This window comes from Methylobacterium sp. M6A4_1b (assembly GCF_053345175.1).
In genome coordinates, this window is record NZ_JBKEZQ010000026.1 from 14,427 (window position 1) to 36,575 (window position 22,149).

At 71.1% G+C, this 22,149-nt stretch carries 19 protein-coding genes; 4 read left to right on the plus strand and 15 right to left on the minus strand.

The features are described 5' to 3' along the window. Positions 1–81: 81 nt before the first annotated feature. The 6 genes from ACLBWX_RS19180 to ACLBWX_RS19205 all read right to left on the minus strand — a co-directional run bounded on the left by ACLBWX_RS19180 (position 82) and on the right by ACLBWX_RS19205 (position 6,912). Positions 82–1,101, minus strand: coding sequence for an ArsR/SmtB family transcription factor (locus ACLBWX_RS19180; protein ID WP_447678586.1), 1,020 nt, complete (start codon positions 1,099–1,101; stop codon positions 82–84). Positions 1,102–1,178: 77 nt separating this feature from the next. Beyond that, a complete protein-coding gene (locus ACLBWX_RS19185; RefSeq protein WP_447678618.1) occupies positions 1,179–2,078 on the minus strand; it encodes an ROK family protein in 900 nt (299 codons plus the stop codon). Positions 2,079–2,102: 24 nt separating this feature from the next. Next, entirely contained in the window at positions 2,103–3,506 is a 1,404-nt protein-coding gene (locus ACLBWX_RS19190; RefSeq protein WP_447678587.1) for a dicarboxylate/amino acid:cation symporter, read from the minus strand. A 477-nt stretch (positions 3,507–3,983) separates the two neighbouring features. Next, on the minus strand, positions 3,984–4,928 hold the full coding sequence (locus ACLBWX_RS19195) for a hypothetical protein (RefSeq protein WP_447678588.1): 945 nt from the start codon (positions 4,926–4,928) through the stop codon (positions 3,984–3,986). A gap of 311 nt (positions 4,929–5,239) precedes the next feature. After that, on the minus strand, positions 5,240–5,665 hold the full coding sequence (msrB, locus tag ACLBWX_RS19200; protein ID WP_447678619.1) for a peptide-methionine (R)-S-oxide reductase MsrB: 426 nt from the start codon (positions 5,663–5,665) through the stop codon (positions 5,240–5,242). Between the two features lie 92 nt (positions 5,666–5,757). Continuing rightward, complete coding sequence (locus ACLBWX_RS19205) at positions 5,758–6,912, minus strand: YihY/virulence factor BrkB family protein (protein WP_447678589.1); 1,155 nt, start codon at positions 6,910–6,912, stop codon at positions 5,758–5,760. Positions 6,913–7,396: 484 nt separating this feature from the next. Here ACLBWX_RS19205 and ACLBWX_RS19210 point away from each other — a divergent pair, with 484 nt between their 5' ends. After that, positions 7,397–9,094 carry a methyl-accepting chemotaxis protein gene (locus tag ACLBWX_RS19210; RefSeq protein WP_447678590.1) on the plus strand — a complete coding sequence of 566 codons (1,698 nt, stop codon included), beginning with the start codon at positions 7,397–7,399 and terminating at the stop codon, positions 9,092–9,094. Positions 9,095–9,137: 43 nt separating this feature from the next. Here ACLBWX_RS19210 and ACLBWX_RS19215 read toward each other — a convergent pair whose 3' ends face one another. The 3 genes from ACLBWX_RS19215 to ACLBWX_RS19225 all read right to left on the minus strand — a co-directional run bounded on the left by ACLBWX_RS19215 (position 9,138) and on the right by ACLBWX_RS19225 (position 12,573). After that, on the minus strand, positions 9,138–10,667 hold the full coding sequence (locus ACLBWX_RS19215) for a malonate--CoA ligase (protein ID WP_447678591.1): 1,530 nt from the start codon (positions 10,665–10,667) through the stop codon (positions 9,138–9,140). A 132-nt stretch (positions 10,668–10,799) separates the two neighbouring features. Further along, a complete protein-coding gene (locus ACLBWX_RS19220; RefSeq protein ID WP_447678592.1) occupies positions 10,800–12,206 on the minus strand; it encodes a malonyl-CoA decarboxylase in 1,407 nt (468 codons plus the stop codon). Between the two features lie 166 nt (positions 12,207–12,372). Continuing rightward, the gene (locus tag ACLBWX_RS19225) at positions 12,373–12,573 is read right to left on the minus strand and encodes a hypothetical protein (RefSeq protein WP_447678593.1); all 201 of its coding nucleotides are present in this window, start codon (positions 12,571–12,573) and stop codon (positions 12,373–12,375) included. A gap of 495 nt (positions 12,574–13,068) precedes the next feature. Between ACLBWX_RS19225 and ACLBWX_RS19230 the strand changes: the two genes are divergently transcribed. After that, complete coding sequence (locus ACLBWX_RS19230) at positions 13,069–14,262, plus strand: MFS transporter (protein ID WP_447678594.1); 1,194 nt, start codon at positions 13,069–13,071, stop codon at positions 14,260–14,262. 7 nt (positions 14,263–14,269) lie between these two features. Here the strand turns inward: ACLBWX_RS19230 and cobD are convergent, their stop codons facing one another. Then, entirely contained in the window at positions 14,270–15,274 is a 1,005-nt protein-coding gene (gene cobD, locus ACLBWX_RS19235; RefSeq protein ID WP_447678595.1) for a threonine-phosphate decarboxylase CobD, read from the minus strand. 12 nt (positions 15,275–15,286) lie between these two features. Here cobD and cbiB point away from each other — a divergent pair, with 12 nt between their 5' ends. Both cbiB and ACLBWX_RS19245 read left to right on the plus strand, forming a co-directional pair. Further along, positions 15,287–16,288: an adenosylcobinamide-phosphate synthase CbiB gene (gene cbiB / locus ACLBWX_RS19240; protein WP_447678596.1), complete on the plus strand. Its 1,002-nt coding sequence runs from the start codon at positions 15,287–15,289 to the stop codon at positions 16,286–16,288. Positions 16,289–16,296: 8 nt separating this feature from the next. Beyond that, positions 16,297–17,436, plus strand: a complete 1,140-nt coding sequence (locus ACLBWX_RS19245) for a DUF3616 domain-containing protein (RefSeq protein ID WP_447678597.1) — start codon at positions 16,297–16,299, stop codon at positions 17,434–17,436. On the opposite strand, the gene ACLBWX_RS19250 is transcribed toward ACLBWX_RS19245, so the two are convergent. The 5 genes from ACLBWX_RS19250 to cobU all read right to left on the minus strand — a co-directional run bounded on the left by ACLBWX_RS19250 (position 17,423) and on the right by cobU (position 22,129). Further along, positions 17,423–18,766, minus strand: coding sequence for an MFS transporter (locus ACLBWX_RS19250; RefSeq protein WP_447678598.1), 1,344 nt, complete (start codon positions 18,764–18,766; stop codon positions 17,423–17,425). The two genes, ACLBWX_RS19245 and ACLBWX_RS19250, sit on opposite strands and share 14 nt — an antisense overlap. Positions 18,767–18,832: 66 nt before the next feature. Continuing rightward, positions 18,833–20,287 carry a cobyric acid synthase gene (locus ACLBWX_RS19255; protein ID WP_447678599.1) on the minus strand — a complete coding sequence of 485 codons (1,455 nt, stop codon included), beginning with the start codon at positions 20,285–20,287 and terminating at the stop codon, positions 18,833–18,835. Next, the gene (locus ACLBWX_RS19260; RefSeq protein WP_447678600.1) at positions 20,284–21,000 is read right to left on the minus strand and encodes a hypothetical protein; all 717 of its coding nucleotides are present in this window, start codon (positions 20,998–21,000) and stop codon (positions 20,284–20,286) included. The genes ACLBWX_RS19255 and ACLBWX_RS19260 overlap by 4 nt, the downstream gene beginning before the upstream one ends. Further along, positions 21,000–21,599 (minus strand): cob(I)yrinic acid a,c-diamide adenosyltransferase, encoded by a 600-nt coding sequence (gene cobO, locus ACLBWX_RS19265; RefSeq protein ID WP_447678601.1) that lies wholly within the window; start codon positions 21,597–21,599, stop codon positions 21,000–21,002. The genes ACLBWX_RS19260 and cobO overlap by 1 nt, the downstream gene beginning before the upstream one ends. Then, entirely contained in the window at positions 21,596–22,129 is a 534-nt protein-coding gene (cobU, locus tag ACLBWX_RS19270; RefSeq protein WP_447678602.1) for a bifunctional adenosylcobinamide kinase/adenosylcobinamide-phosphate guanylyltransferase, read from the minus strand. The genes cobO and cobU overlap by 4 nt, the downstream gene beginning before the upstream one ends. Between the last annotated feature and the right edge of the window lie 20 nt (positions 22,130–22,149).

The window sequence follows — 22,149 nt, forward strand, 5'->3', positions numbered from 1 at the left end:
GTCGTCCTCTATGTCGGTCGGTTCAGACGGGCGTCGAAAGGTTTCGCGTCGAAGGGGTTCACTGGTCGCGGGATGCCGTCCTCAGGCGACGGCCAACTCCGGTTCGCGTGCGGGCGCCGCCATCTCGGCCGCATCGGTGGCGAGCCAGAGCGTCACGGTCAACTGGTCCTCGACTTCGCCGGTGGGGGCGAGGTCCCGGGTGGTGACGGTGGGCAGGCCCGCATCGTTCAGCCAGCCCGTCACCTGCTCGGGCGCGAAGCCCAGCCGGCGATGGGCCTGGGCCTCGCGCAGGAACTCCAGGTCGTGGGGCGCGAAATCCACCACCAGCAGGCGCCCGCCGGGCGCGACGAGGCGGGCGGCCTCGCGCAGGGCCCGGGCCGGATCGTCGAGGTAGTGCAGCACCTGGTGGACCACGACGAGATCGAACCCGCCGCGTCCGAAGGGCGGCGCGTGGATGTCTCCCTGGCGCAGGTCGACCCGCGACAGGCCCATGCGCTCCAGGTTGGCCCGCGCCACCGAGAGCATGGCGTGGTTCGAGTCGAGCCCGACCGCGCGGGCGGCGCGTCCGGCCAGGAGCCCGAGCATGCGCCCGGTTCCGGTGCCGAGGTCGACGAGGTTCTGGATCGGCCGGTCGCCGAGCACGTCGAGCACCGCGGCCTCGACGGTCGCCTCCGGCACGTGAAGCGAGCGAAGGCGGTCCCACTTCGGCGCGAGACGGGCGAAGAAGGCCTGGGCGGCCTCGGCCCGCTGGGCGCGCACGGCTTGCAGACGGGCGAAATCCTCGGAGAGCGGCGCGCGGGTGGCGTCGAGCCCGGCCACCAGCGGCTCGACCAGGGCGGCGCGGTCCTCGACCAGGCGGAAGAACGCCCAGGCGCCCTCGCGGTGCCGCTCCACCAGACCCGCCTCCACGAGCAGCTTGAGATGGCGCGAGATGCGCGGCTGCGACTGGCCCAGGATGTCGGTGAGATCGGAGACCGACAATTCCCCGGCGGCCAGCAGCGCGAGGATGCGTAGGCGCGTCTCCTCCGCCGCTGCCCGCAGGATGGCGAGGGCGTCGGGAAACGGCAGGGCCGTGGTCGGCGAAGATCCCGTGTTAGACATAAAGATATCTTTATGTGAAAACGGAAGCCTTGACAAGCGCCTCCGGCATCAGCGTCCGCCGCGACGATGCAGGCGTTTCAGGGTGCGTTCCAGAGCCAGGCCGCCCCGCGGACGCCGGAGGCATCGCCGTGCAGGCTCGCGCGGATGGGCGTGTCGAACGCATCCGAGAACACGTGCGGCGCTACCCGAGCCGGCAGGCCCGCGAGGATCTCCGGCACGCGCGAGAGGCCGCCGCCGATGACGATGACGTCGGGATCGAGCAGGTTGATCACCTGGGCCATGCCGCGCCCGAGGCGATCGAGGTACCGTTCCAGGGTCGCCCCGGCATCCGCGTCGCCCGACCGCAGGGCCGAGATCACGGCTTCGCCGCGCAGCGTCGCCCCCGTGCGGCGGGCATGATCGGCGGCGAGCGCCGGGCCGGAAACCCAGGCTTCGAGACATCCGTGCCGGCCGCAATAGCAGGCGGGGCCGGGGCGCTCGTCGTCGCGGGGAGAGGGCAGCGGGTTGTGACCCCACTCGCCGGCGATCCGGTCGCGTCCCGAGAGGGCGCGGCCCTGCAGGGCGATGCCGGAGCCGACGCCGGTGCCCAGGATGATCGCCCAGACGACGGGCAGGCCCGCCCCGGCTCCGTCGATGGCCTCGGACACGGCGAGGCAGTTGGCGTCGTTTTCCAGGCGCACCGGGCGGGCCAGGGCGCGCTCGAGATCCCGGGCGAAGGGCTGGCCGTTCAGCCAGACCGAGTTGGCGTTCTTGACGAGGCCGGTGCGCGGCGAGATCGCGCCGGGCATGCCGATGCCGACGGTGCCGGTGGCGCCCGCCTGCGCCTCCAGGTCCCGCACCAGATCCGCGATGGCCGCGAGGGTCGCCGCATAGTCGTCACGCGGTGTCGCGACCCGGTGCTCGGCCCGGGTCGCGCCGTCGGGCGCGAGGGCGATCCCGGCGACCTTGGTGCCGCCGAGATCGATGCCGATGCGCAGGGTTTCGGACAGGTCCGGGTCCCGTCAGCGCGCCGTGGCCGGGATCGGGGCCGCCGGGCTCGCGGCACTGCTCGCGTCCATGTTCGGCGCATGGTCGGAGATGTCGGTGCCGATCGAGACCGGATGCGCCATGACCTGACGCAGCTTCTCCGTGTCGAGCTCGCCCTCCCAGCGGCTGACCACCACCGTGGCGACGCCGTTGCCGATGAGGTTGGTGATCGCGCGGCACTCCGACATGAACTTGTCGACGCCGAGGATCAGGGTCATGGCCGCCACCGGGACCGGGTTGTTGGGAATGGCGCTGAGCGTCGCCGCCAGGGTGATGAAGCCCGCGCCGGTGACGCCGGAGGCGCCCTTGGAGGTCAGCATCGCCACCAGGATGATCGTGGCGTACTGGCCGAAGGACAGGTCGGCTCCCACGGCCTGCGCCAGGAACAGCGAGGCCAGGGTCATGTAGATGTTCGTGCCGTCGAGGTTGAACGAGTAACCCGTCGGGATCACGAGGCCGACCACCGAATCCGAGGCGCCCAGGCGGCGCATCTTCGTCATCATGTGCGGCAGCACCGTCTCGGAGGACGAGGTGCCCAGCACGATGAGGAGTTCGTCCTTGATGTAGGCTAGGAACTTGAAGATCGAGAACCCGGCCACCCGGGCGATGCCGCCGAGAACCAGGATCACGAACAGGAAGGCGGTGACGTAGAAGGTACCGACGAGCCAGGCGAGATCGATCACTTTGCCGATGCCGTACTGGCCGATGGTGAAGGCCATGGCGCCGAAGGCACCGATCGGCGCGAGCTTCACCACGAGGCCGATGATGCGGAAGAAGATCTGCCCCATCGTGTCGATGGCGTGGGTGATGGTCTCGCCGCGCTGGCCCATGCCGGTGACGACGACGCCGGTGAGGATCGAGATCAGCAGCACCTGCAGCAGGTCGCCGGTGGCGAAGGCGTCGAAGAAGCTCTTCGGGATCAGCGCCATGATGTGGCCGGTCACCGAATCGTCGGCGGCCATCTTGGCGTATTTCTCGACCGCCTTGCCGTCGAGCTTCGTCACGTCGGCGTTGAAGCCGGCGCCCGGCTTGACGACCTCGCCGACCAGGACGCCGATGAGCAGCGCGATGGTGGAGACCACCTCGAAGTAGACCAGTGCCTTCAGGCCGACGCGTCCGACCTTCTTCAGGTCACCGATCGAGGCGATGCCGTGCACGATGGTACAGAAGATGATCGGCGCGATCATCATCTTGATCAGGGCAATGAAGGCGTCGCCGAGCCACTTGACCGACTTGCCCCATTCGGGATGCAACCAGCCGAGGAGTACACCGAGGGCGATGGCGATCAGCACCTGGATATAGAGGACCTTGTACCAGGGCTCCTTGACTGGACGAGGCACTTCGGCCGGTGCCGTTCCATAGGTCGTCGTCTGGGCCATGATCCCTCCCGCTGCGCTCTGCGCAACCCACTGATTGTTAATCCCGACGCTAGCCAGTTTATTCGCGCCGCTCAATCGCAGGCGGTGGTCAGCGATGACAATCGACGGGGGCTCACATGCCCTTCGCGGTCATAAGGGGCGGGAGGACGCGCTGCCGGGCGCGGCGGGAAGGCGCCGGAGGATGCAGGCCAGCATGTGCCCCGGACCGGCCCAGCATCGGTTGTCGATGTCCGTGGACGGACCGCACCGTCATTCCGAGCCACCATGAGGGGGCCCGGACCGGGAGGTGTGCGCCGCCGGCGTGCGATCCAGAGCCGCCGAGGCTGGCGAGGCCGACGCGATCGGCCGGGATCCCGGGCTCCGCCGCACGGACTTCGGGACGCCCCGGCGCCGCGAACAGATTTGGGGGGCGACGCCCCGTCGAGGTGGCCCTCCCTCCTTGGAGAGGGCCACCGGGCAGGGGACTTGGCGTTCGAATCAGGTCTGCTGCGTGCGGCGCGGACGGACGGTCCAGCGCTCGAACTCGGCGGCAATATCGTCCTCTCCGCGCGCGCCGCCCTTCGACTGGGGCTGCGGATTGCCGAGGGCCTGCGACAGGCTCTCGATCACGTCGTCGATGCGCGAGTCGATGTGCGACGGGGTCTCGGCATGCGCTTCGGTCGCGCCGGACTCGGGCTGCGCATGGGCCTCCGCCGCTTCGGGCTCGGCGAGCGCGTGCGCCTCCACCGGGGCAGGCTCTTCGGCCGGGGGGGCCGGCGCTGGGACCGCCTCGGCGGCAACCGGGGCCGCGGCCGCGCCGCTGCCCACGACCCGGCGCAGGGCCTTCATCGTCCCGTCGCCATCGCCGCCGTTGTTGCCGGTGCTGGCCTTCGGACCGCCGAAGCGGCCGAAGCCGAAGCGCGGCTCGACCAGGTCGAGCACGGCATCGAGGGCGGCGTTGGACAGGGCGATCTCGCTGGGTTGCGGCACGCCCTGGAGGGCGACCGCGTGGCGGTCGTAGCTTTGATCGCCCGAGACCTCGGGGCCGAACCAGGTCGGCACCGCGAACGCTTGCGCCTCGTCGGCGCCGTCGAACGACACGCTCACGAGGTCGAACTCGCCCGGAGCCACGTAGCGGTCGATCAGCGCCTCGCGGCCGCCACCGAGGGCCAGCGCGGTGCGGTCATAGGCGGCCTTGCCGGAGCAGACATCCATCAGCGCGTCGCCATGGGCGCGCGGCACGTCGGTGCGCTCCTCGCTCGCGGTGCCGTCCGGCGCCGAGGTCACCAGGACGAGATGGCAGGTCTGCCCGTCGACCCGCACGTAGGAGACCCGGCCGGCCTGGGGCGCGAAATAGCCCTCGGTGATCCGGGCGCCACCGCGTTCCTTGCGGATCAGGCGCACCAGGGAGGGGGCCACGAGAAACCGGCGTACGAGGCTCATCGACATTCTCCGCGAGGTCGGTCGGTCCGGGGGCGTGGGTCCGGGCAGACGCTGACGTCAGGGCCGCAGACCTCCGACGACGCGAGGCGGGCGGACCGGGTTCCGAGTGTCCCCGCGCCGGGCCGGCGGCCCTCCACGTGGAACGATGACGTAGGCTATGATTTATGATCGTTCCCGGCAGCGCCGGGACAGATCGACCAATAATTCGTCATCCCGGACTAAGCAAAACGACGGCGAAATCAAGACCATCCTCGCCGCCGCACCGCCATGGGCTTCGCTCCGTCCCCATCGAAACCCGATGGAGAGGCCCGTCATGCCTCCGGTTCGAAGCGCAGCGAGAGCCCGTTCATGCAATACCGCAGACCGGTGGGCGGCGGCCCGTCGTCGAAGACGTGGCCGAGATGGCCCTTGCAGCGGGCGCAATGGACCTCGGTGCGGGTCATCCAGTGGCTGCGATCGACGGTGGTCTCCACCGCCTCGTCGAGGGGGTCGAAGAAGCTCGGCCAGCCGGTGCCGCTCTCGAACTTGGTGCCGGTGACGAAGAGCGGCGCGTCGCAGCCCGCGCAGTGGAAGACGCCCGGGCGCTTCTCGGCGTTGAGGCAGCTGGTGCCGGCCCGCTCGGTGCCGTGCTCGCGCAGCACGCGGTACTGGTCCGGCGTCAGGCGCTCGCGCCACTCCGCCTCGCTGCGGGTCTCGATCGCGTCCGCGGAATTCGAGGGTATCGCGGGGGAAGACATCGGAGGGGTAGACATCGGGCCTGTACTCCTGAAAGGGGCTCGGGACGTCGCCCCTTAGATAGGCGCCCGGCGGCTCCATGGGGAGACCGCCCTCAGGCCACGGCGCCGAGCGTGTCGGCCATCCGTGCCCGGCGCGCCCCCATGGGCAGTTCGGGTCCGGTGGTGGTGTCGCGCGCTGTCTGATGCTCCATCTCGGCGTTGATCTCGCCGCCGAGCAGAACGATCGTGGTGGAAATCCAGATCCAGGTCATGAAACCGATGGCCGCACCGAGGGATCCGTAGGTCTCGTTGTAGTTGCCGAAGCTGGACACGTACCAGGAGAACAGGATCGAAGCGCCGAGCCAGAGCAGGCCGGCCACAGCGCCGCCGACGCCGACCCAGCGCCAGCGTGGGCGCTCGCGGCTCGGGCCGTAGCGGTAGAGCAGGGACAGGCCCCCGAGCAGGACGAGCAGGAGGGCCGGCCAGCGCAGCAGGGCGATGAGCCAGGCGGTGTCGCTCAGGCCCACGAACTTGAAGACCACCGGCAGCACGACGATGCCGGTGAGCGCCAGGATGGTGAAGACCAGAGCCCCGATGGTGAAGGTGAGCGAGCGCAGGTTCAGCATGATGAAGGAGCGCTTCTCCTCCTCCTCGTAGACCACGTTCAGGGCGTCGAACATCGCCTTCATGGCGGCGTTGGCGCTCCAGACCGAGAGCAGAAGGCTGGTGAAGAAGGTCAGCCCGAGGCTGCCGGTGCCCTTGGCAGCGATGCGCTTGACCTGGTCGCCGATGATCTCGATGGCGCCGGAGGGCAGCACGCCCTGCATGCTGGCCAGATGCTCGTTGATGGAGTTCACGTCCGCCACGAGGCCGTAGCAAGAGACGAGCGCGGCGACAGCCGGGAACAGCGAGAGCAGGGAGTAGAAGGTCACCCCCGCGGCGACCGAGAGCACCCGGTCCTTGTTGAACTCCAGGTAGACCCGGTAGAGAATGTCCTTCCAGCCGGATGCCGAGATCTCGGCGGGCGAGCGCGCGGCGCGGCCCCGCTCGATCTGCGTGGCGGCCACCCGCTCGGCCACCGCCCCCGTATACGAGCGCGCCCCCTGCCCCTCGCCCGGCTCGGGCAGCGGGGCGGGCGCGCGTGGCGCAGCCCCGCGGCGCGGTCCCGCCGCGAGCACGATCAGGGTCGTTCCGAGCAGAAGCGTCCAGAGGACCGGGCTCCCCGCATCGCCTGCGTGCGCGGGGTTGGGGCGGGGCGAAGCGGGCATGGCTGGACCGGGAGGAAGCTGGACGGCACGGGACCGCGCGATGGCTCGGCGCGTGGCATCAACGTGATGCAGGCTTGACCGTTCCGGAGCCTGCCGGCCCGGCCCCCGCGGAGCCCTTCGCGCCAGCGGTCCGAAGTACAGCTCAGGGGACGGTCAAGTTCTCGCCGCCGGATTCGAAGCGTCTTTCCGGCACGAACCCGCCCGCCGCACGGCCGTCGCGTTCGCGAACCGGTGCTGGCGCATCACGCCCGCTCGCATCATCCGGATCTCTCGTCGAGACTCACACGAACCGTCCCGTCGGGATACCCGACATTCGATCCGATACACGATTCAAATCCCGAAATATCTCGGTATATTCAGTCAAAATACCATCAATATAGAAGCGACGACTGAATAATGGAATTTTAGGAAGACTAGAATAGAGACCCGTCTTGCCGACCCATGCGACGGGCGGCGCGTCGTCAAGACAGCGGGAGCGCAGATCGTGAAACTCGTCAACAGAGCCAGCGTGTTGGCCAAGATCGCCATCCCCCTCGTCGCCCTGGGTCTTCTGACGATCGGACTTGTCCTTTATGCACGGACCAAGCTGGACGGGGTCGCCGGCCAGACGCGGAACGTGATCGAAGTCCTCAGCGCGCGCCAGGAGGCGTATCTGAGGCTTCAGATGAACGTTTCCGAGGCCGGCCTGATGGCGCACAACGTCATCCTGGAATCCCGGCAGACGGAGATGGCGCGGTACCAAGAGCTGTATCGGGCCGCCGTCGCGCGAGCCGACGAGTCGATCGAAAAGCTGGTGACGCTGGCCGACTCGCCTGCGCGCCGAAAGATCGCCGAGGAAGTGCGTGTGGCGACGAACAGCTACTTCGCGGCCCTGAACCGCGGCCTCGAGCACGGACTCCGAAACGACGACGCCACCGCGATCGAGATCATCCTGCGGGAAGGCCCGCCCGCGCGATCCCAGTTGAACGCGCTGGTGGATCAGCGCACGCGCGTCATCGTCGAGCAGATGCAGGCCGGTAAAGTGGCCCTCGAGGCGGAGGTGTCCGGCACGATCGAGAACCTGATCGCGTTCGCGGTCATCGGGCTCGTCCTCGCCGCCCTCCTGTGCGGGAGCATCGTGGTGTTCGGGATCACCCGGCCGCTCGGCCGCCTCGTCGCGGTCCTGCGCCGGATGGCGGAGGGCGCCATCGACGCCGACATCGCGGAGGCGCGGCGCAGCGACGAGATCGGTGCGGTCGGCAAGGCCGTGGACGGCATCAAGACCATGGTGGCCCGCAAGGCCGCCGAGGAGGCCGAGGTCCGGCGCATCGCCGACGCGGCCGCGCTCGCGGAGCGCCGCCGCACGATGGTCGAGCTGGCCGACCGCTTCGAGGGGGCGGTGGGCGGCATCGTCGGCATGGTCTCGTCCTCCTCCAACGAGTTGCAGGTCACGGCGCAGTCCATGACGGCCACCGCCTCCCAGACCGCGTCGCAATCCACCACCGTGGCGGCGGCGGCCGAGGAAGCCGCCGTCAACGTCAACACCGTCGCCTCGGCCGCCGAGGAACTCGGCACCTCGGTCCAGGAGATCGGCCGTCAGGTCTCGAACTCGGCCGACCTCGCGCAATCCGCCGTCGCCGAGGCGGACACCACCTCGGCCCTCGTCCACGAACTCAGCGGCGCCGTGTCCCGGATCGGCGACGTCGTCGGCCTGATCTCGACCATCGCGGGCCAGACCAACCTCCTGGCGCTCAACGCCACCATCGAGGCGGCCCGGGCCGGGGAAGCCGGGCGCGGCTTCGCGGTGGTTGCCGCCGAGGTCAAGGAACTCGCCAACCAGACCGCCCGGGCGACCGGGGAGATCTCCCAGCAGATCGGGCATATCCAGGGCGCCACCGGGCAAGCGGTGGCGGCGATCGGCTCGATCACGACCCGCATCCGCGACATCAACGCGGTGGCGACGGCGATCGCGGCGGCGGTGGAGCAGCAGGGCGCCGCGACCCAGGAGATCGTCCGCAACGTCGCCCAGGCCTCGGCCGGAACCCAAGCGGTGACGGGCAACATCGCGGGCGTCGCGCAGGCGGCCGAGGAGACGGGGGCGGCCGCCACCGAGGTGCTCGGTGCCGCCGGCGAATTGTCGCGGCAGTCGGAGCACCTCAACGCCGAGGTGCAGCGCTTCCTCGGCAGCGTTCGGGCGGCGTAGCGGTCAGAGCGTCCGGACAGAGGGACGCGCCCGGGGCGCAGCCTCAGGCGCCGCCGGCTCCGTAGAGCCGTGCATGAGTTTCCCGCAGGACGTTCTTCTGAACCTTGCCCATGGTGTTGCGCGGCAGTTCGTCGACGAAGAGCACGCGCTTGGGACACTTGTAGCGGGCGAGACGCCCTTCGAGGGTGCGCAGGATGGCGGCCTCGTCCGGCACGTCGGCCCGGCCCACCACCACCGCCGTGACGCCCTCGCCGAAATCCGGGTGCGAGACCCCGATCACAGCGGATTCCACCACACCGGGGAGCGCGTCGATCTCGTTCTCGATCTCCTTCGGGTAGACGTTGTAGCCGCCCGTGATGATGAGGTCCTTGCCGCGCCCGACGATGTGGACGTAGCCGTCCGGATCGATCTTGCCGAGGTCGCCGGTGATGAAGAATCCGTCGGCCTTGAACTCGGCCGCCGTCTTCTCGGGCATGCGCCAGTAGCCCTGGAAGACGTTGGGGCCCTTCACTTCGATCATGCCGACGGCATCGGCGTGAAGGACCGCCCCCGTTTCCGGATCGACCACCCGCACGGCGACCCCGGGCAAAGCCGGACCGACCGTGCCGGCCACCCGCGCGCCCGCATAGGGGTTCGAGGTGTTCATGTTGGTCTCGGTCATGCCGTAGCGCTCGAGGATGGCGTGGCCGGTGCGGGCTTCCCAGTCCCGATGCGTCTCGGCGAGCAGCGGTGCCGAGCCCGAGACGAAGAGGCGGATGCCCGCGGTGACCTCCGGCGTCAGCGCGGCCTCCTTCAGGAGGCGGGTGTAGAAGGTCGGAACCCCCATCATGGCCGTGGCGCGCGGCATCAGGGCGAGCACCTGGGCCGGGTCGAACCGCCCGAGGAACAGCATCGTGCCACCGGTGGACAGCACGGTGTTGGTGGCCACGAACAGGCCGTGGGTGTGGAACACTGGAAGGGCGTGCAGCAGCACGTCCTCGGCCGTGAAGCGCCAGGCCTCCGCCAGGGTGCGGGCGTTGGAGGCCAGGTTCTCATGGCTCAGCATGGCGCCCTTGGAGCGCCCGGTGGTGCCAGAGGTGTACAGGATGGCGGCGAGGTCGTCCGGGCCGCGGGCCACGTCCGAGAAGGCCTCGGTCTGGGCGTCGGCGGCCTCCGCCAGGGTGCCGTGCCCCTTCGCGTCGAGGGTGTGCAGGGCGGGCACGCCGGCATCCCGGGCCACGGGCGCGAGGGCTTCGCGTTTGGCCGGATCGCAGACGAACAGCGCCGGCCGGGCATCGCCGAGGAAGTAGGCGATCTCGGTGGACGTGTAGGCGGTGTTGAGGGGCAGGAACACCGCCCCGGCGCGGACGGCACCCAGGTACAGGAACAGGAAGTCCGCGCTCTTCTCGGCCTGCACCGCCACCCGGTCGCCGGGCTTCACCCCCGCCGCCACCAGGGCCGCCGCATAGGCGCCCGAGCGCACGATGAGGTCGGCATAGGAGTAGCGGGCGCCCTCGCCGGTTTCCAGGAACAGCTTGGCGGCCGGATCGGCCGGCAGGTTCTGGCGAACGAGGTCGAAGAGGTGATTGGTCATCGGCGTTTCGGACGTGGGGGGACGGAAATGGTAACGACGGATACGCTGTCGATCGCCGGTTTCCTACGATCTTCGCTTCGCCCCATCGGAATGGCGGGAAATGCGGCGTCGCTCAAGCGCGGCGCGGGCGGATCAGGCCTCGGCGAGCGCCACCGCCCGCATCGGCGGAAGGTTGCTCCGCAATTCGCGGCTCACCGCGCTGGAGGCGGCCACGGTGCCGAGATTCGCATAGGTCTCGTGGTTCTTCTCGATGGCCGAGAGGTCGTAGAGGTAGTTGACCATCAATCCGCGGGACTGGGCGAGCCCCTTGGCCGAGACGTCGCCCAGGAAGTTCAGGCGCTCCAGACGGGCACCATTGCCGAGGTGGAAGCGCGCGACCGGGTCGAGGGGGCGGCCGCGCTCGTTCTTGGCGCGCAGGAAGTAGGCCGCCGCCGCCGGGATCATCGCCTTGCGGACGGCCTCGGACTTGGCCTTGTCGCTCTGCCAGTCCGGCTCGTCGATGAGGCGCAGGGCCTCGACGTCGTCGCGGGTCAGGCCCTGCGGCGCGTCGGAGCGGCGCTCGCGGTCGAGCCAGGCGGAGAAGCCCGGCACCGGCGAGAGGGTGACGAAGGTCTTCAGGCTCGGGATCTCCCGGGCGAGATCCTCGACCACCTGCTTGATCAGGAAATTGCCGAAGGTGACCCCGGCCAGTCCCTTCTGGCAGTTCGAGATCGAGTAGAAGATCGCGGTGGTGGCGGCCTTCAGGGCCAGGGCCTCGCGCTCATGGGCCAGGATCGGCGCGATGGCGGGAGCGATGCCGGCGGTGAGCGCGACTTCGACGAAGATCAGCGGCTCGTCCACCAGGGCGGGGTGGAAGAACGCGAAGCAGCGCCGGTCGGTCGGCTCGATCCGGCGGCGCAGGTCGTCCCAGCCGGTGATCTCGTGCACCGCCTCGTAGCGGATGATCTTCTCGAGGATGTGCGCCGGGGTCGTCCAGTCGATGTGGCGCAGCACCAGGAAGCCGCGGTTGAACCAGGAGGCGAACAAGTGCTCGAAATCGCTGTCGAGGCTGTCGGCGGCGTCGATGAGGTCGGGATCGGCCTCCTCGCGCCGGAGGTCGCGGCGAAGTCCGAACAGGTCCTCGCGCATCCGCACCAGGGCGCGGGTTCCGTCCCGGGCGAGATTCAGGCGGCGGATGAGCTCCTGGCTGCGCGGCTCGGCCGCGTCGTGGAGCGCCCCCAGGGCGGCCCGGGTCGGATCGGCCCGGTAGGCGGCGATCGCCTCGTCCACGGCGGCATGATCGGCCGCGAACTCGGTGGCGACGAGGCGCAGGAAGCTGGCGCGCTCGGGGCCCGCCAGGGTGGCGTAGCGCTCGAGGATGAGTCGGGCCAGGGCGACGCCGGAGGCCTCGCCCCGGCGGGAGATCAGATCCTCGCAGAGCTTGACCAGTTCCTGCGCGTTGGCGCGGGCCGCGAGATCGCCGCGGCCGATGCCGATCAGATCCCGGCCGCGGTCGCTGATCGTCTGGAGCAGATCGCCGAAGAAAGAGATCGCCGCCATGGCCCGCTGCCTGCCCCTTCGCTGGCGCCCGACCTGGGCGCGCCGGAGCCCCCGTGTCGTTGGGTCCCGGCTCGGTCGCTACCTTAGGGCGGCGGCGCGCGCAGGACCAGAGACCGTAGCCGTAAAGACGTGTGCGGCCAGGCCACCGCGTCGGGCTTGCCCGAGCTCAGTCCTGGCCGGAAGCGGCGGCGATCTCCGCCTGATCGGCCCGCTCGCGCCAGTCGACGACGCCGTGCTGCCGGGCGAAGCGCAGTTCGGCGGCGCGCAGGGCGCGCATCGGGTCGCGGGCGCGGGTGATGTCCACCGAGCCGACCGTGAACGGCACCCCGAGGATCTGCTTGGCAAAGTTGACGCGGTACGTCGCCATCCGAAACTCCCTGGTCGATGAGCGAGGCCTCTCCAGAACGCCTGCCCGATCTGCGCGAACACCGCGACTCACCGACTTCCATTTCAATCAGAGCGCAAGTCGCGAAGAATTCCAAGTGCAGGCTGCACGAAGCTCCCCGGAACTCTGGTCGCTCATAACAACTGGTATATGGGAATCTTGAAATCCAGCGGAAAGCGCCCCGCGACGACGTGGCCGATCCCAAGGTGCCAAGACAAAGGTCACGCTCCCGCAAGAGGAGGCCAAGGTCTGCCTATGCCGCGGAGCCGGTTGCGAAAGGCCGTTGCGCGTCGCGCCCGGGACCAGGCGAGGTTGCCGAAGCGGGTGCGCAGGCTTAACCGGGCTGCGGATGCCATCGCGGCACCTCGATCCCGTCGCGGCGCCGGCTTCGTCGACCTCCGAGATCCCATCCATGACCCTCCGAGTCTGTCCGTCGTCGCGCCCGCTCGGGCTCAGATCTGCCCTGGACCGCAGCGCATGAGCGGCGGGATGCGGACCGCCGGCACCGGGAGCCAGGGATTCACGCCGCGCGCCCGGCTCGGGCTGACCCTGATCGCGGGCGGAGCCGTTGCCAACATCTACTACAACCAGCCCCTGCTCGGGCTCCTCGTCGGGGAGTTCGGCGAGCGCGCGGCCCTCTGGGTCCCGACGGCCTCCCTCGTCGGCTACGGGCTCGGCATCCTCGGCCTGGTACCGCTCGGGGACAGCCTCTCCCGCCGCAGCCTGATCATCGGCCAGACCCTCGGCCTCGCCGTGGCGCTGCTGGCCGCCGCGCTGAGCCCGAACCTTCCCTGCCTGGCGCTGTCGGGCCTCGTCATCGGCATCCTGGCCTCGGCGGCGCAGCAGGCGGTGCCCTTCGCCGCGGAGCTGGCGCCGGACGCCACCCGCGGCAGCGTGGTGGGCCAAGTGATGACCGGCCTCCTGACCGGCATCCTGCTGGCGCGCACGGCCAGCGGCCTCGTCGGTGCCCAGTACGGCTGGCGCGCCGTGTTCTTCGCCGCCGCGATCGTGGCGCTGGCGATGGCCGGCATCGCCGCCGCCACGCTGCCCAAGATCCCGCAGACCCGGCCCCTGCGGTACCGCGCCCTGATGCTGTCGATCCTCCACCTCGTGCGCAGTCAGCCGGCGCTGCGCCGGTCGAGCTTGTCGCAGGGATTGCTGTTCGCGAGCTTCAACGCCTTCTGGGCGACGCTGGCCCTGCTGGTCGAGGCGCCGCCCTTCAACCTCACGGCAGCCGGAGCCGGGATGTTCGGCGTGATCGGCGTCGCGGGCGCCTTCGTGGCTCCGCTCTCGGGCCGCTTCACGGACAGGCGCGGTCCGCGGCCGATGGTGGTGGCCGGCGCCCTCTTCGTGGTCGCGGCCTTCGCGGTGCTGTGGGCCGGCGGCGCCTGGTCCCTGGTGGCGGTGGGCCTCGGCGTCCTCCTGATCGACATCGGCCTGAACGCCGCGCTCATCGCCACCCAGACCCGAGTCTACGCCCTGGTGCCGAGCGCGCGCGGGCGGATCAACACCGTACTGTTCACGGTGATGTTCGTATTCGGGGCACTCGGGGCCTTCGCCGGCTCGCAGGCCTTCCTCATGGCCGGTTGGTCCGGCGTCTGCGCCGTCGGCCTCCTCCTGTCGGGCGCGGGCTTCCTCGTGAACCTGCTGGAGCCGAGACGCGGCGTCTGACGCAGCCTCACCGGAGGATGCGCGACAGCCGGCACCAGGCCGCCTTGTCCGCCGGCAGGCCGAAGCGCAGGCGGGCCGGCGCCTCGGGGAAGCGCCGGACATAGATCCCGGCCGCGCCGAGGCGGTCGAACAGGCCGGCCGCGTCGGGGAAGTCCGCGGTGCGGAACAGGCGGGTTCCGCCGATGGGCGTGCCGCCGGCCCGCAGGATCATGCGGTCGAGGCGCGCGGCATCCTCGGCGCGGGCGATGGCGGCCTCCCGGCGCCAGGCCGCGTCGGACAGGGCGGCGCGACCGATGGCGAGAGCGGGCCCCGACACGGCCCAAGGTCCCAGCGCCTCGGCGAGCACGGCCGCGAGGCCGGGTTCCGCGAGGGCGAAGCCGAGCCGGATCCCGGCGAGCCCGTAGGTCTTCCCGAAGGAGCGCAGCACCACGAGGCCCGGGCCGAGGGAAGGCCCGAGGGTCTCGATCGGCTCGAGGTCGGCGAAGGCCTCGTCGACGACGAGGAGGCCGCCGCGGCCGGCGAGGTCGCCGGCCAGAGCCCGCAGCGTCCCGGCCTCCCAGCGGCGCCCGTCCGGATTGTTCGGGTTCACGACGACGACCACATCGGCATCCCGCGCCGTCCCGAGCCCCGGCACGGTCGCGACGGCGTGGCCGGCCCGGACCCAGGCGGCGGCGTGCTCGGCATAGGTCGGCCCCACCACGGCGACGCGGGCGCGCGCCACCAAGCGGGGCAGGGTTTCGATCAGGATCTGGGTTCCGGGTGCGGCGACGATCCGATCCGGATCGTCCACCCCGTAGGCTTGCGCGGCGGCCACCCGCAGGGCGCCGAGGTCGGCGGCCGAAGGCAGACGGTGGAAGGCGCTGGCCTCCAGGGCCGGACACGGATAGGGCACCGGATTGATCCCCGTGGAGAGATCGATCCAGGGCTCGGGCGCTTGCGGGAAGAGGCGCCGGGCGGCATCGAGGTCGCCCCCATGGGCGATCGCCTTCCCCATCCCCGGGCCGCGCGCCATCACCGAGACCGCATGTCCTGGACCGCCCTCACCCATCCGCCCGATACGCTCATCGTCCTGGTGCTCGCGCTGGCCGTCGAGGCAGCGGCCGGCTATCCGGACCGGCTCTACAGGGCGCTCGGCCATCCTGTCACCTGGATCGGTGCGCTGATCGCGGGCCTCGACCGGCACTGGAACCGCGGCGCGCCCGCGCGACGCCGGCTCGCCGGCGTGGCCGCGCTTCTCGTGCTCCTCGGAATCGTCGGCGGCCTCGCCCTGACCCTGACCGCGCTGGCCGGCGCCGCCGGCGCCTTCCCGGCGATCCTCGTCCTGGCCCTGCTCGCGGCGAGCCTGCCGGCGCAGCGCAGCCTCCACAGCCACGTCGCCCGGGTGGCGGCCGATCTCCGCCGGGACGGGCTCGCGGGCGGGCGGGTCGCGGTGTCGATGATCGTGGGACGCGACCCCGAGACCCTCGACGAGGCCGGCATCTGCCGCGCCGCCATCGAGAGCCTCTCCGAGAACTTCTCCGACGGCATCGTGGCGCCGGCCTTCTGGATCGGGGTCGGCGGCCTGCCCGGAGGCGCGCTCTACAAGGCGATCAACACCGCCGACAGCATGATCGGCCACCGTACCCCGCGCCACGAGGCCTACGGCTGGGCCGCCGCCCGCCTCGACGATCTCGTGAACCTGCCGGCCTCGCGGCTGACCGCCCTGCTGATCGTCGCGGCGGCCGCCCTCCATCCCGGCGCCTCGGCCGGCACTGCCTGGCGGGCGGTCCGGCGGGATGCCGGCCGCCACCGCTCGCCCAATGCCGGCTGGCCGGAGGCCGCCATGGCCGGCGCCCTCGGTCTTCGCCTCGCCGGCCCGCGCACCTACGGCACCACCCGCATCGAGGATGGCTGGATGGGCGACGGCCGCGCCGCGGCGACGCCCGCCGACGTGGAGCGGGCGCTTGCGCTCTACCGCACGGCGTGCGGATTCCTGTTCGGGCTCGCCCTCCTGATCCTCGTCCTCCTCAAGGTTGCCCTCCCATGATCCGGTCGATGAAGACGCGCGTCCGGCACGTCGCCGTGCCCGGGCTTGCCCTGGCCGCCCTCGGCATCGCGGTGCCGGCGCCCGCCCGCGCCGTCGAGGCACCGCCGACGCCCTTCACGGTGACCCGGGACTTCGACGGCGCGATCGAGGACGGTCAGGTCGGCCAGGCCTACGACATCAGCGGCATGGCCTGCCGAGCGGCGGACACAGACGGCACCCGCCTCTGCGTCGTGGTCAACGACGAGAATCGCGGCGCGCAATTCGTCCGCCTCGGCGCGACCACGCTGACACCCGGCGCCTCCGCCTACGACCTCGGCACGGCGCCCTCGCCGGGCATCCGCGGCACGCCCCCCACGCAGTCCCATTGCAGCGGCGGCCCGGGCAAGTTCAACCAGCTCGACGGCGAGGCCGTCGCCTATGCCGAGCCCTATTTCTACGTCACCGGTTCGCACGGCTGCACGCGGGGCAAGCGCAAGTACAAGCTCTCGTCGATGATCCTCACCCGCCTGCGCCCGAATGCCGACGGCACAGCCGCGGCGGAGACGGTGAGCACCTACCGCCTGTTCGACGCCCTGATGGCCGCCGGTCCCGTGCGCGACTTCGTGCTGCGCGACCTGGAATTCGACTGGAACGCCCGGCCCCCGGAGGGCACGACGCAGCCGAACGGGCTGAACATCGAAGGCCTCGCCGTCGTCGGCGGGCGGCTCTACGCGGGCCTGCGGGCGCCGAGTCTCGGCGGCAGGGCCTTTCTCGTCTCCGTTCCGGTCGAGGCGCTGTTCGCGGAGGGGCCGGCCGCCCTGTCGGCCGACGTCACGACGATCGCCCTGGAGGCCGGGACGGATGCGGGCATCCGCGACCTCACGATCCTGCCGGATGGACGGATGCTGGTGCTCACGGGCTCGTCCCGCAACGGCCTGCCCGTGCCTTACCGGCTGTCCCTCGCCGACTTGCCGTCCGGCACCCTGACCCCCGTCGCCACCCTCGCGCCGGTCCGCGGCGAGAACGGGAAGGGCAAGATCATCGACGGCAAGGCCGAGGCCGCGGTCCCGCTCGGGCCGGACCGGATCATCGTCTTGTTCGACAGCCTGCGGAACGGGGCGCCGCACGCCTACACGGTCTCGATCCCGCCCGCACTCACGCCACCCTGAGGCCGGGCTCCGCCTGCGCCGCGACCCGGCGCGCGGCGTCGCGGCGGAGCGCCGAGAGCACGACGAACATCAGGCTCGCGCCGAGGCCGAGACAGGCCGCCAGGAAGTACATCGGCGCGAGGTCGCTGCCGGTCCGGTCGCGGATGAACGGCACCGCGTTCTGGGAGACGAAACCGCCGAGATTGCCCACCGAATTGATGGCGGCGATCCCGGCCGCCGCGCTCGCCCCCTTGAGGAAGGTCGCCGGCAGGGACCAGAAGACCGGCTGGGCGGAGAAGACGCCGGCGGCGGCCACGCAGAGGCAGGCGAATTTCAGCACCGAGCCCGGGAGCAGGACGCTGAGGACCAGGGCCAGCGCCGCGACGAGGCCCGGCACCACCACGTGCCAGACCTGGTCGCCCGTCCGCGCCGCTCGCCGCGGCACCCACCACAGGGCCAGCGCCGTGATCAGCCACGGGATGATGTTGATGAAGCCGTTGACGGTGTTCGAGACCGCGAAGCTGCGCACCACGGTGGGCAACCAGTAGCTGAGCCCGTAGGCGGCCAGCGGGAAGGCGACGTAGACGGAGGCGAGCATCCAGACCCGCCGATCGAGGAGCGCGGCGAAAGGATTGCCGTGCTCGACCTTCCCGACGGATTCGCGCTCGGCCGCGAGGGTGCGGCTCAGCCAGTCGCGCCCTTCCCGGCTGAGCCAGGGCGCCTGGTCCGGCCCGTCGGGCAGGATGCGCAGGACGATGACCGCCAGGGCCAGGGCGGGGATTCCGGTGGCGACGAAGACCCATTGCCAGCCCTGGAGGCCGAGGGTGCCGTCGAGGTCGAGGAGCGCGCCGCCGATGGCCGCGCCGACCGCGTTGGCGAGCGCGCTCGCGATCATGAACCAGCCGATCATCCGCGCCCGGTGCGATTGCGGGAACCACAGGGTCAAGGCGAACAGGACGCCGGGGAAGAACCCCGCCTCCGCGACGCCGAGGAGAAGGCGGAAGATGTAGAACATCGTCGTGTTCTGGGTGAAGCCGAGGAGGATGGTGATCAGCCCCCAGGTGAGCATGATCCGGGCGAACCAGCGCCGCGCCCCCACCCGCTCCAGGATCACGTTGCTCGGCACTTCGAACAGGAAATAGCCGAGGAAGAACAGCGACGCTCCGAGGCCGTAGACGCTCTCGCTGAGGCCGAGGTCGCCCACCATCTGCAACTTGGCGTAGGAGATGTTCTGCCGGTCGATATAGGCGATGAGGTACATCACCCCGAGGAGCGGCATCAGCCGGAGCGTCACGGTGCGGATCGTCGCCTCGGCGACGCGCGCATCCACCTGGGGAGGGGCCGGGACCATCGGGTGCTTCCTCGCCGCGCCCGTCGTGAGCCGGGCGATCGAGGCCGAGCCTAATCTCTCCGGCCGCTACAACGCTAGGGCGTGGAGCGACTCGCAGGCGACATGCGCCTCGAGATGATCGGCCAGCCGGTCCAGCACCGCCTCGATGCCGGCTTCGTAGGCGAGCCCGCTCGGGGCCGCCCCGAGGCGGGCGAGCCAGGCGCCGCGCTGGCGGTCGTCGGCGAACAGGCCATGCACGTAGGTGCCGGTCACGCGGCCGTCGGCCGAGACCGCGCCGTCGGAGCGACCGTCCGCGAGCCGGATCGCCGGACGCGCCGTATCCGGCCCGGTGGTGTCGCCGACATGCATCTCGTAGCCCACGAACGGCACGCCGTCCGGCAGGCTGGTACCGGTGACGGCCGCGAGGTGCTTGAGCGGCGTCATCACGGTCTCGATGTCGAGGAGCCCGAGGCCCGGCACCGAGCGGGGCGCGCCTTCGATGCCGTGCGGGTCGTCGATGCGCCGGCCGAGCATCTGGTAGCCGCCGCAGAGCCCGAGCACCCGCCCGCCGCGGCGGACATGGGCGCGGATGTCGATGTCCCAGCCCTCGGCGCGGAGGGCTTCGAGGTCGTCGATGGTGGTCTTCGAGCCCGGCAGCAGCACGAGGTCGGCCACCGGGATCGGTTCGCCCGGGCGCACGAGCACCACCGCCACGTCGGGCTCGGCCCGGAGCGGGTCGAGGTCGTCGAAATTGGCGATGCGCGGCAGCACCGGCACGGCCACGACCTTGCGCCGGGCCGCCCCGGCGCCGGAGCCCGCGAGGCCGAGCGCGTCCTCCGCCGGCAGGCGGGCCGCGTCGGGAAAGTGCGGGATCAGCCCGAAGCTCGGCCAGCCGGTCGCCTGCGCGATGGTGGCCATGCCGTCCGCGAAGAGGCTCGGATCGCCGCGGAAGCGGTTGACGAGGAACCCCCGGATCATCGCGGCATCCGCGGGGTCGATGACCGCCTTCGTGCCGACGAGGCTGGCGATGACGCCGCCCCGGTCGATGTCGCCGAGCAGGATCACGGGCGTGCCGGTGGCGCGGGCAAAGCCCATATTGGCGATGTCGCCGGCCCGCAGGTTGACCTCCGAGGCCGAACCCGCGCCCTCCACCACCACGAGATCGGCCTCGGCCTTCAGATGCGAAAAGCTCTCCAGCACGGAGGCGAGGAGGCGCGGCTTCCAGGCTTGGTAGTCCCGCGCCTTGGCGGTGCCGACCATGCGGCCCTGAACCACGACCTGGCTGCCGGTCTCGCTCTGCGGCTTGAGCAGCACCGGGTTCATGTGCACCGAGAGCGCTACCCCGGCCGCCCGAGCCTGCAGCGCCTGCGCCCGCCCGATCTCGCCGCCATCGGCGGTGACGGCGGCGTTGTTCGACATGTTCTGCGGCTTGAAGGGCCGCACGGCGAGTCCCCGGCGCGCGAAGACCCGGCACAAACCGGCCACGATCAGCGACTTGCCGACATCCGAGCCGGTGCCCTGGATCATGATGGCGCGGGTCATGGCTGAGGCCGCGCCGACGGGGACGCGGCGCAGGCCGGATCGGCTGGCCGCACGGCGCGATGAAAGGCCAGGACGGCGGCCCCATAGGTCTCGACGACCTCCGCGAACGGCACCCGTTCCGCCGTGAACAGCACGGCCCGGTGCCGGAACAGCTGGTCGGGGATCGCGAGGGCGCCGCAGGTCGCAGCCGGGGGTGGCGCCTGCTCCCACCCGTGCGGCAGGGGCTGCCACAGGAACTCCGCACCGATGGTCTGCCGCGTCGTGCCGAGGGCCTGGACCGCCCGGCCGAACGGCGTGTCGGTCGTCGCGAGGAGGCGGTTCATCTCCGGCGTCAGGCGTTCCGGCACGTACCAGTTGTCCGCCTCGGACAGGACGTGGTCGCCGCAGGCGAGCTTCACCTGACGGTAGCGGAGGACCGTGTCCGAGCCGGCATTCAGGCGCCGTCGGGTCTCGTCCGAGGCCGGCTTGTCCAGCCCGCGCTGCAGATTCGCCGCGAGCCGGGGCTTGGCGGCCATCCCATGCTCGGCGCACCACCCTTCGAGGGTCGCGGTGGCGGAGCGGCTGGCGAGCAGCCGGGCGAGCAGCCCCTCCATCACCGCCAGGGCCTCGACGCGGCCGAGATAGGTGGCGGGCCAGGTCGGCGCAGGATCGGCGCGGACTCCGTGGGTTCCCGCCAGCATGGACAGCGCGACAGCAGCGATGGCCACCCGCATCAGAACTCGATCCCCTCCTGCGCCCTCACCCCGGCGGCGAAGTGGTGCTTCACGCTGCCCATCTCGGTGACGAGGTCGGCGGCCTCGATCAGGGCCGGCTTGGCGTTGCGCCCCGTGACGATGACGTGGAGGTCCGGTCGGCGCGCCCGGAAGGCCGCCACCACGGCGTCGAGGTCCAGGTAGTCGTAGCGCAGCGCGATGTTGAGTTCGTCCAGCACCACCAGGCGGATCGTCGGGTCGGCCATGAGGTCGAGGGCCTTGGCCCAGGCATGCTCGGCGGCGGCGATGTCGCGGGCCTTGTCCTGGGTCTCCCAGGTGAAGCCCTCGCCGAGGGTGTGCCAGTCGATCCGATCGCCGAAGGCCTTGAGGGCGTGCTTCTCGCCCGTGTCCCAGGCGCCCTTGATGAACTGCACGACGCCGACCCGCCAGCCATGGCCGAGGGCCCGCAGCATCAACCCGAGCGCCGCCGTGGTCTTGCCCTTGCCCGGGCCGGTATTGACGATCAGGAGCCCCTTCTCGATCGTCTTCTCCGCAACCTCAGCGTCCTGCACGGCCTTGCGCTTCTCCATCTTCTCGCGATGGCGGTCGGCATCGTTCATGGGGTGGCTCCGGGCTGGGGTTTCACGATCAGGGGAAGGCCCGCCACCGTGAGCACCACGCGGTCCGCCTGCGCCGCGAGGCGCTGGTGCAGGCGTCCGGCGGCGTCGCGGAAGCGGCGGGCCAGCGCATTCTCCGGCACGATCCCGAGGCCGACCTCGTTGCCGACGAGGACCACCGGGCCGGGCGCCGCCGCGCAGGCCGCGAGCAGCGCGGCGGTGGCGGCCTCCAGGTCGGCCTCCGACAGGATCAGGTTGGTGAGCCAGAGGGTCAGGCAATCGACGAGCACCGGCCCGGTCGCGGCGGCGACCGCCTCGGCCAAGGCGAGCGGCACGTCCTGCGTGATCCAGCCGTCCGGGCGGCGGTCGCGGTGGAGCGCGATGCGCGCCCGCATCTCATCGTCCCAGGCCTGGGCGGTGGCGAGGTAGAGCCAGGGTCGCGGGAACGCCTCGATCAGCGCCTCGGCGTGAGCACTCTTACCCGAGCGCGCGCCTCCGAGCACGAGGGTCATTCGGGGCGTGGGGTGCGGCATGCGGAATGCTGTGCCCGAAA

Excerpts from the sequence above, each read along its gene's own strand:
- ACLBWX_RS19205 (WP_447678589.1), bottom strand. The coding sequence starts at position 6,912 with ATGCCCGCTTCGCCCCGCCCCAACCCCGCGCACGCAGGCGATGCGGGG.
- cobU (WP_447678602.1), bottom strand. The coding sequence starts at position 22,129 with ATGCCGCACCCCACGCCCCGAATGACCCTCGTGCTCGGAGGCGCGCGC.
- ACLBWX_RS19190 (WP_447678587.1), bottom strand. The coding sequence starts at position 3,506 with ATGGCCCAGACGACGACCTATGGAACGGCACCGGCCGAAGTGCCTCGT.
- ACLBWX_RS19220 (WP_447678592.1), bottom strand. The coding sequence starts at position 12,206 with ATGGCGGCGATCTCTTTCTTCGGCGATCTGCTCCAGACGATCAGCGAC.
- ACLBWX_RS19180 (WP_447678586.1), bottom strand. The coding sequence starts at position 1,101 with ATGTCTAACACGGGATCTTCGCCGACCACGGCCCTGCCGTTTCCCGAC.
- ACLBWX_RS19225 (WP_447678593.1), bottom strand. The coding sequence starts at position 12,573 with ATGGCGACGTACCGCGTCAACTTTGCCAAGCAGATCCTCGGGGTGCCG.
- cobO (WP_447678601.1), bottom strand. The coding sequence starts at position 21,599 with ATGAACGATGCCGACCGCCATCGCGAGAAGATGGAGAAGCGCAAGGCC.
- msrB (WP_447678619.1), bottom strand. The coding sequence starts at position 5,665 with ATGTCTTCCCCCGCGATACCCTCGAATTCCGCGGACGCGATCGAGACC.
- ACLBWX_RS19255 (WP_447678599.1), bottom strand. The coding sequence starts at position 20,287 with ATGACCCGCGCCATCATGATCCAGGGCACCGGCTCGGATGTCGGCAAG.
- cbiB (WP_447678596.1), top strand. The coding sequence starts at position 15,287 with ATGTCCTGGACCGCCCTCACCCATCCGCCCGATACGCTCATCGTCCTG.
- ACLBWX_RS19230 (WP_447678594.1), top strand. The coding sequence starts at position 13,069 with ATGAGCGGCGGGATGCGGACCGCCGGCACCGGGAGCCAGGGATTCACG.
- ACLBWX_RS19245 (WP_447678597.1), top strand. The coding sequence starts at position 16,297 with ATGAAGACGCGCGTCCGGCACGTCGCCGTGCCCGGGCTTGCCCTGGCC.
- ACLBWX_RS19195 (WP_447678588.1), bottom strand. The coding sequence starts at position 4,928 with ATGAGCCTCGTACGCCGGTTTCTCGTGGCCCCCTCCCTGGTGCGCCTG.
- ACLBWX_RS19215 (WP_447678591.1), bottom strand. The coding sequence starts at position 10,667 with ATGACCAATCACCTCTTCGACCTCGTTCGCCAGAACCTGCCGGCCGAT.
- ACLBWX_RS19260 (WP_447678600.1), bottom strand. The coding sequence starts at position 21,000 with ATGCGGGTGGCCATCGCTGCTGTCGCGCTGTCCATGCTGGCGGGAACC.
- cobD (WP_447678595.1), bottom strand. The coding sequence starts at position 15,274 with ATGGCGCGCGGCCCGGGGATGGGGAAGGCGATCGCCCATGGGGGCGAC.
- ACLBWX_RS19250 (WP_447678598.1), bottom strand. The coding sequence starts at position 18,766 with ATGGTCCCGGCCCCTCCCCAGGTGGATGCGCGCGTCGCCGAGGCGACG.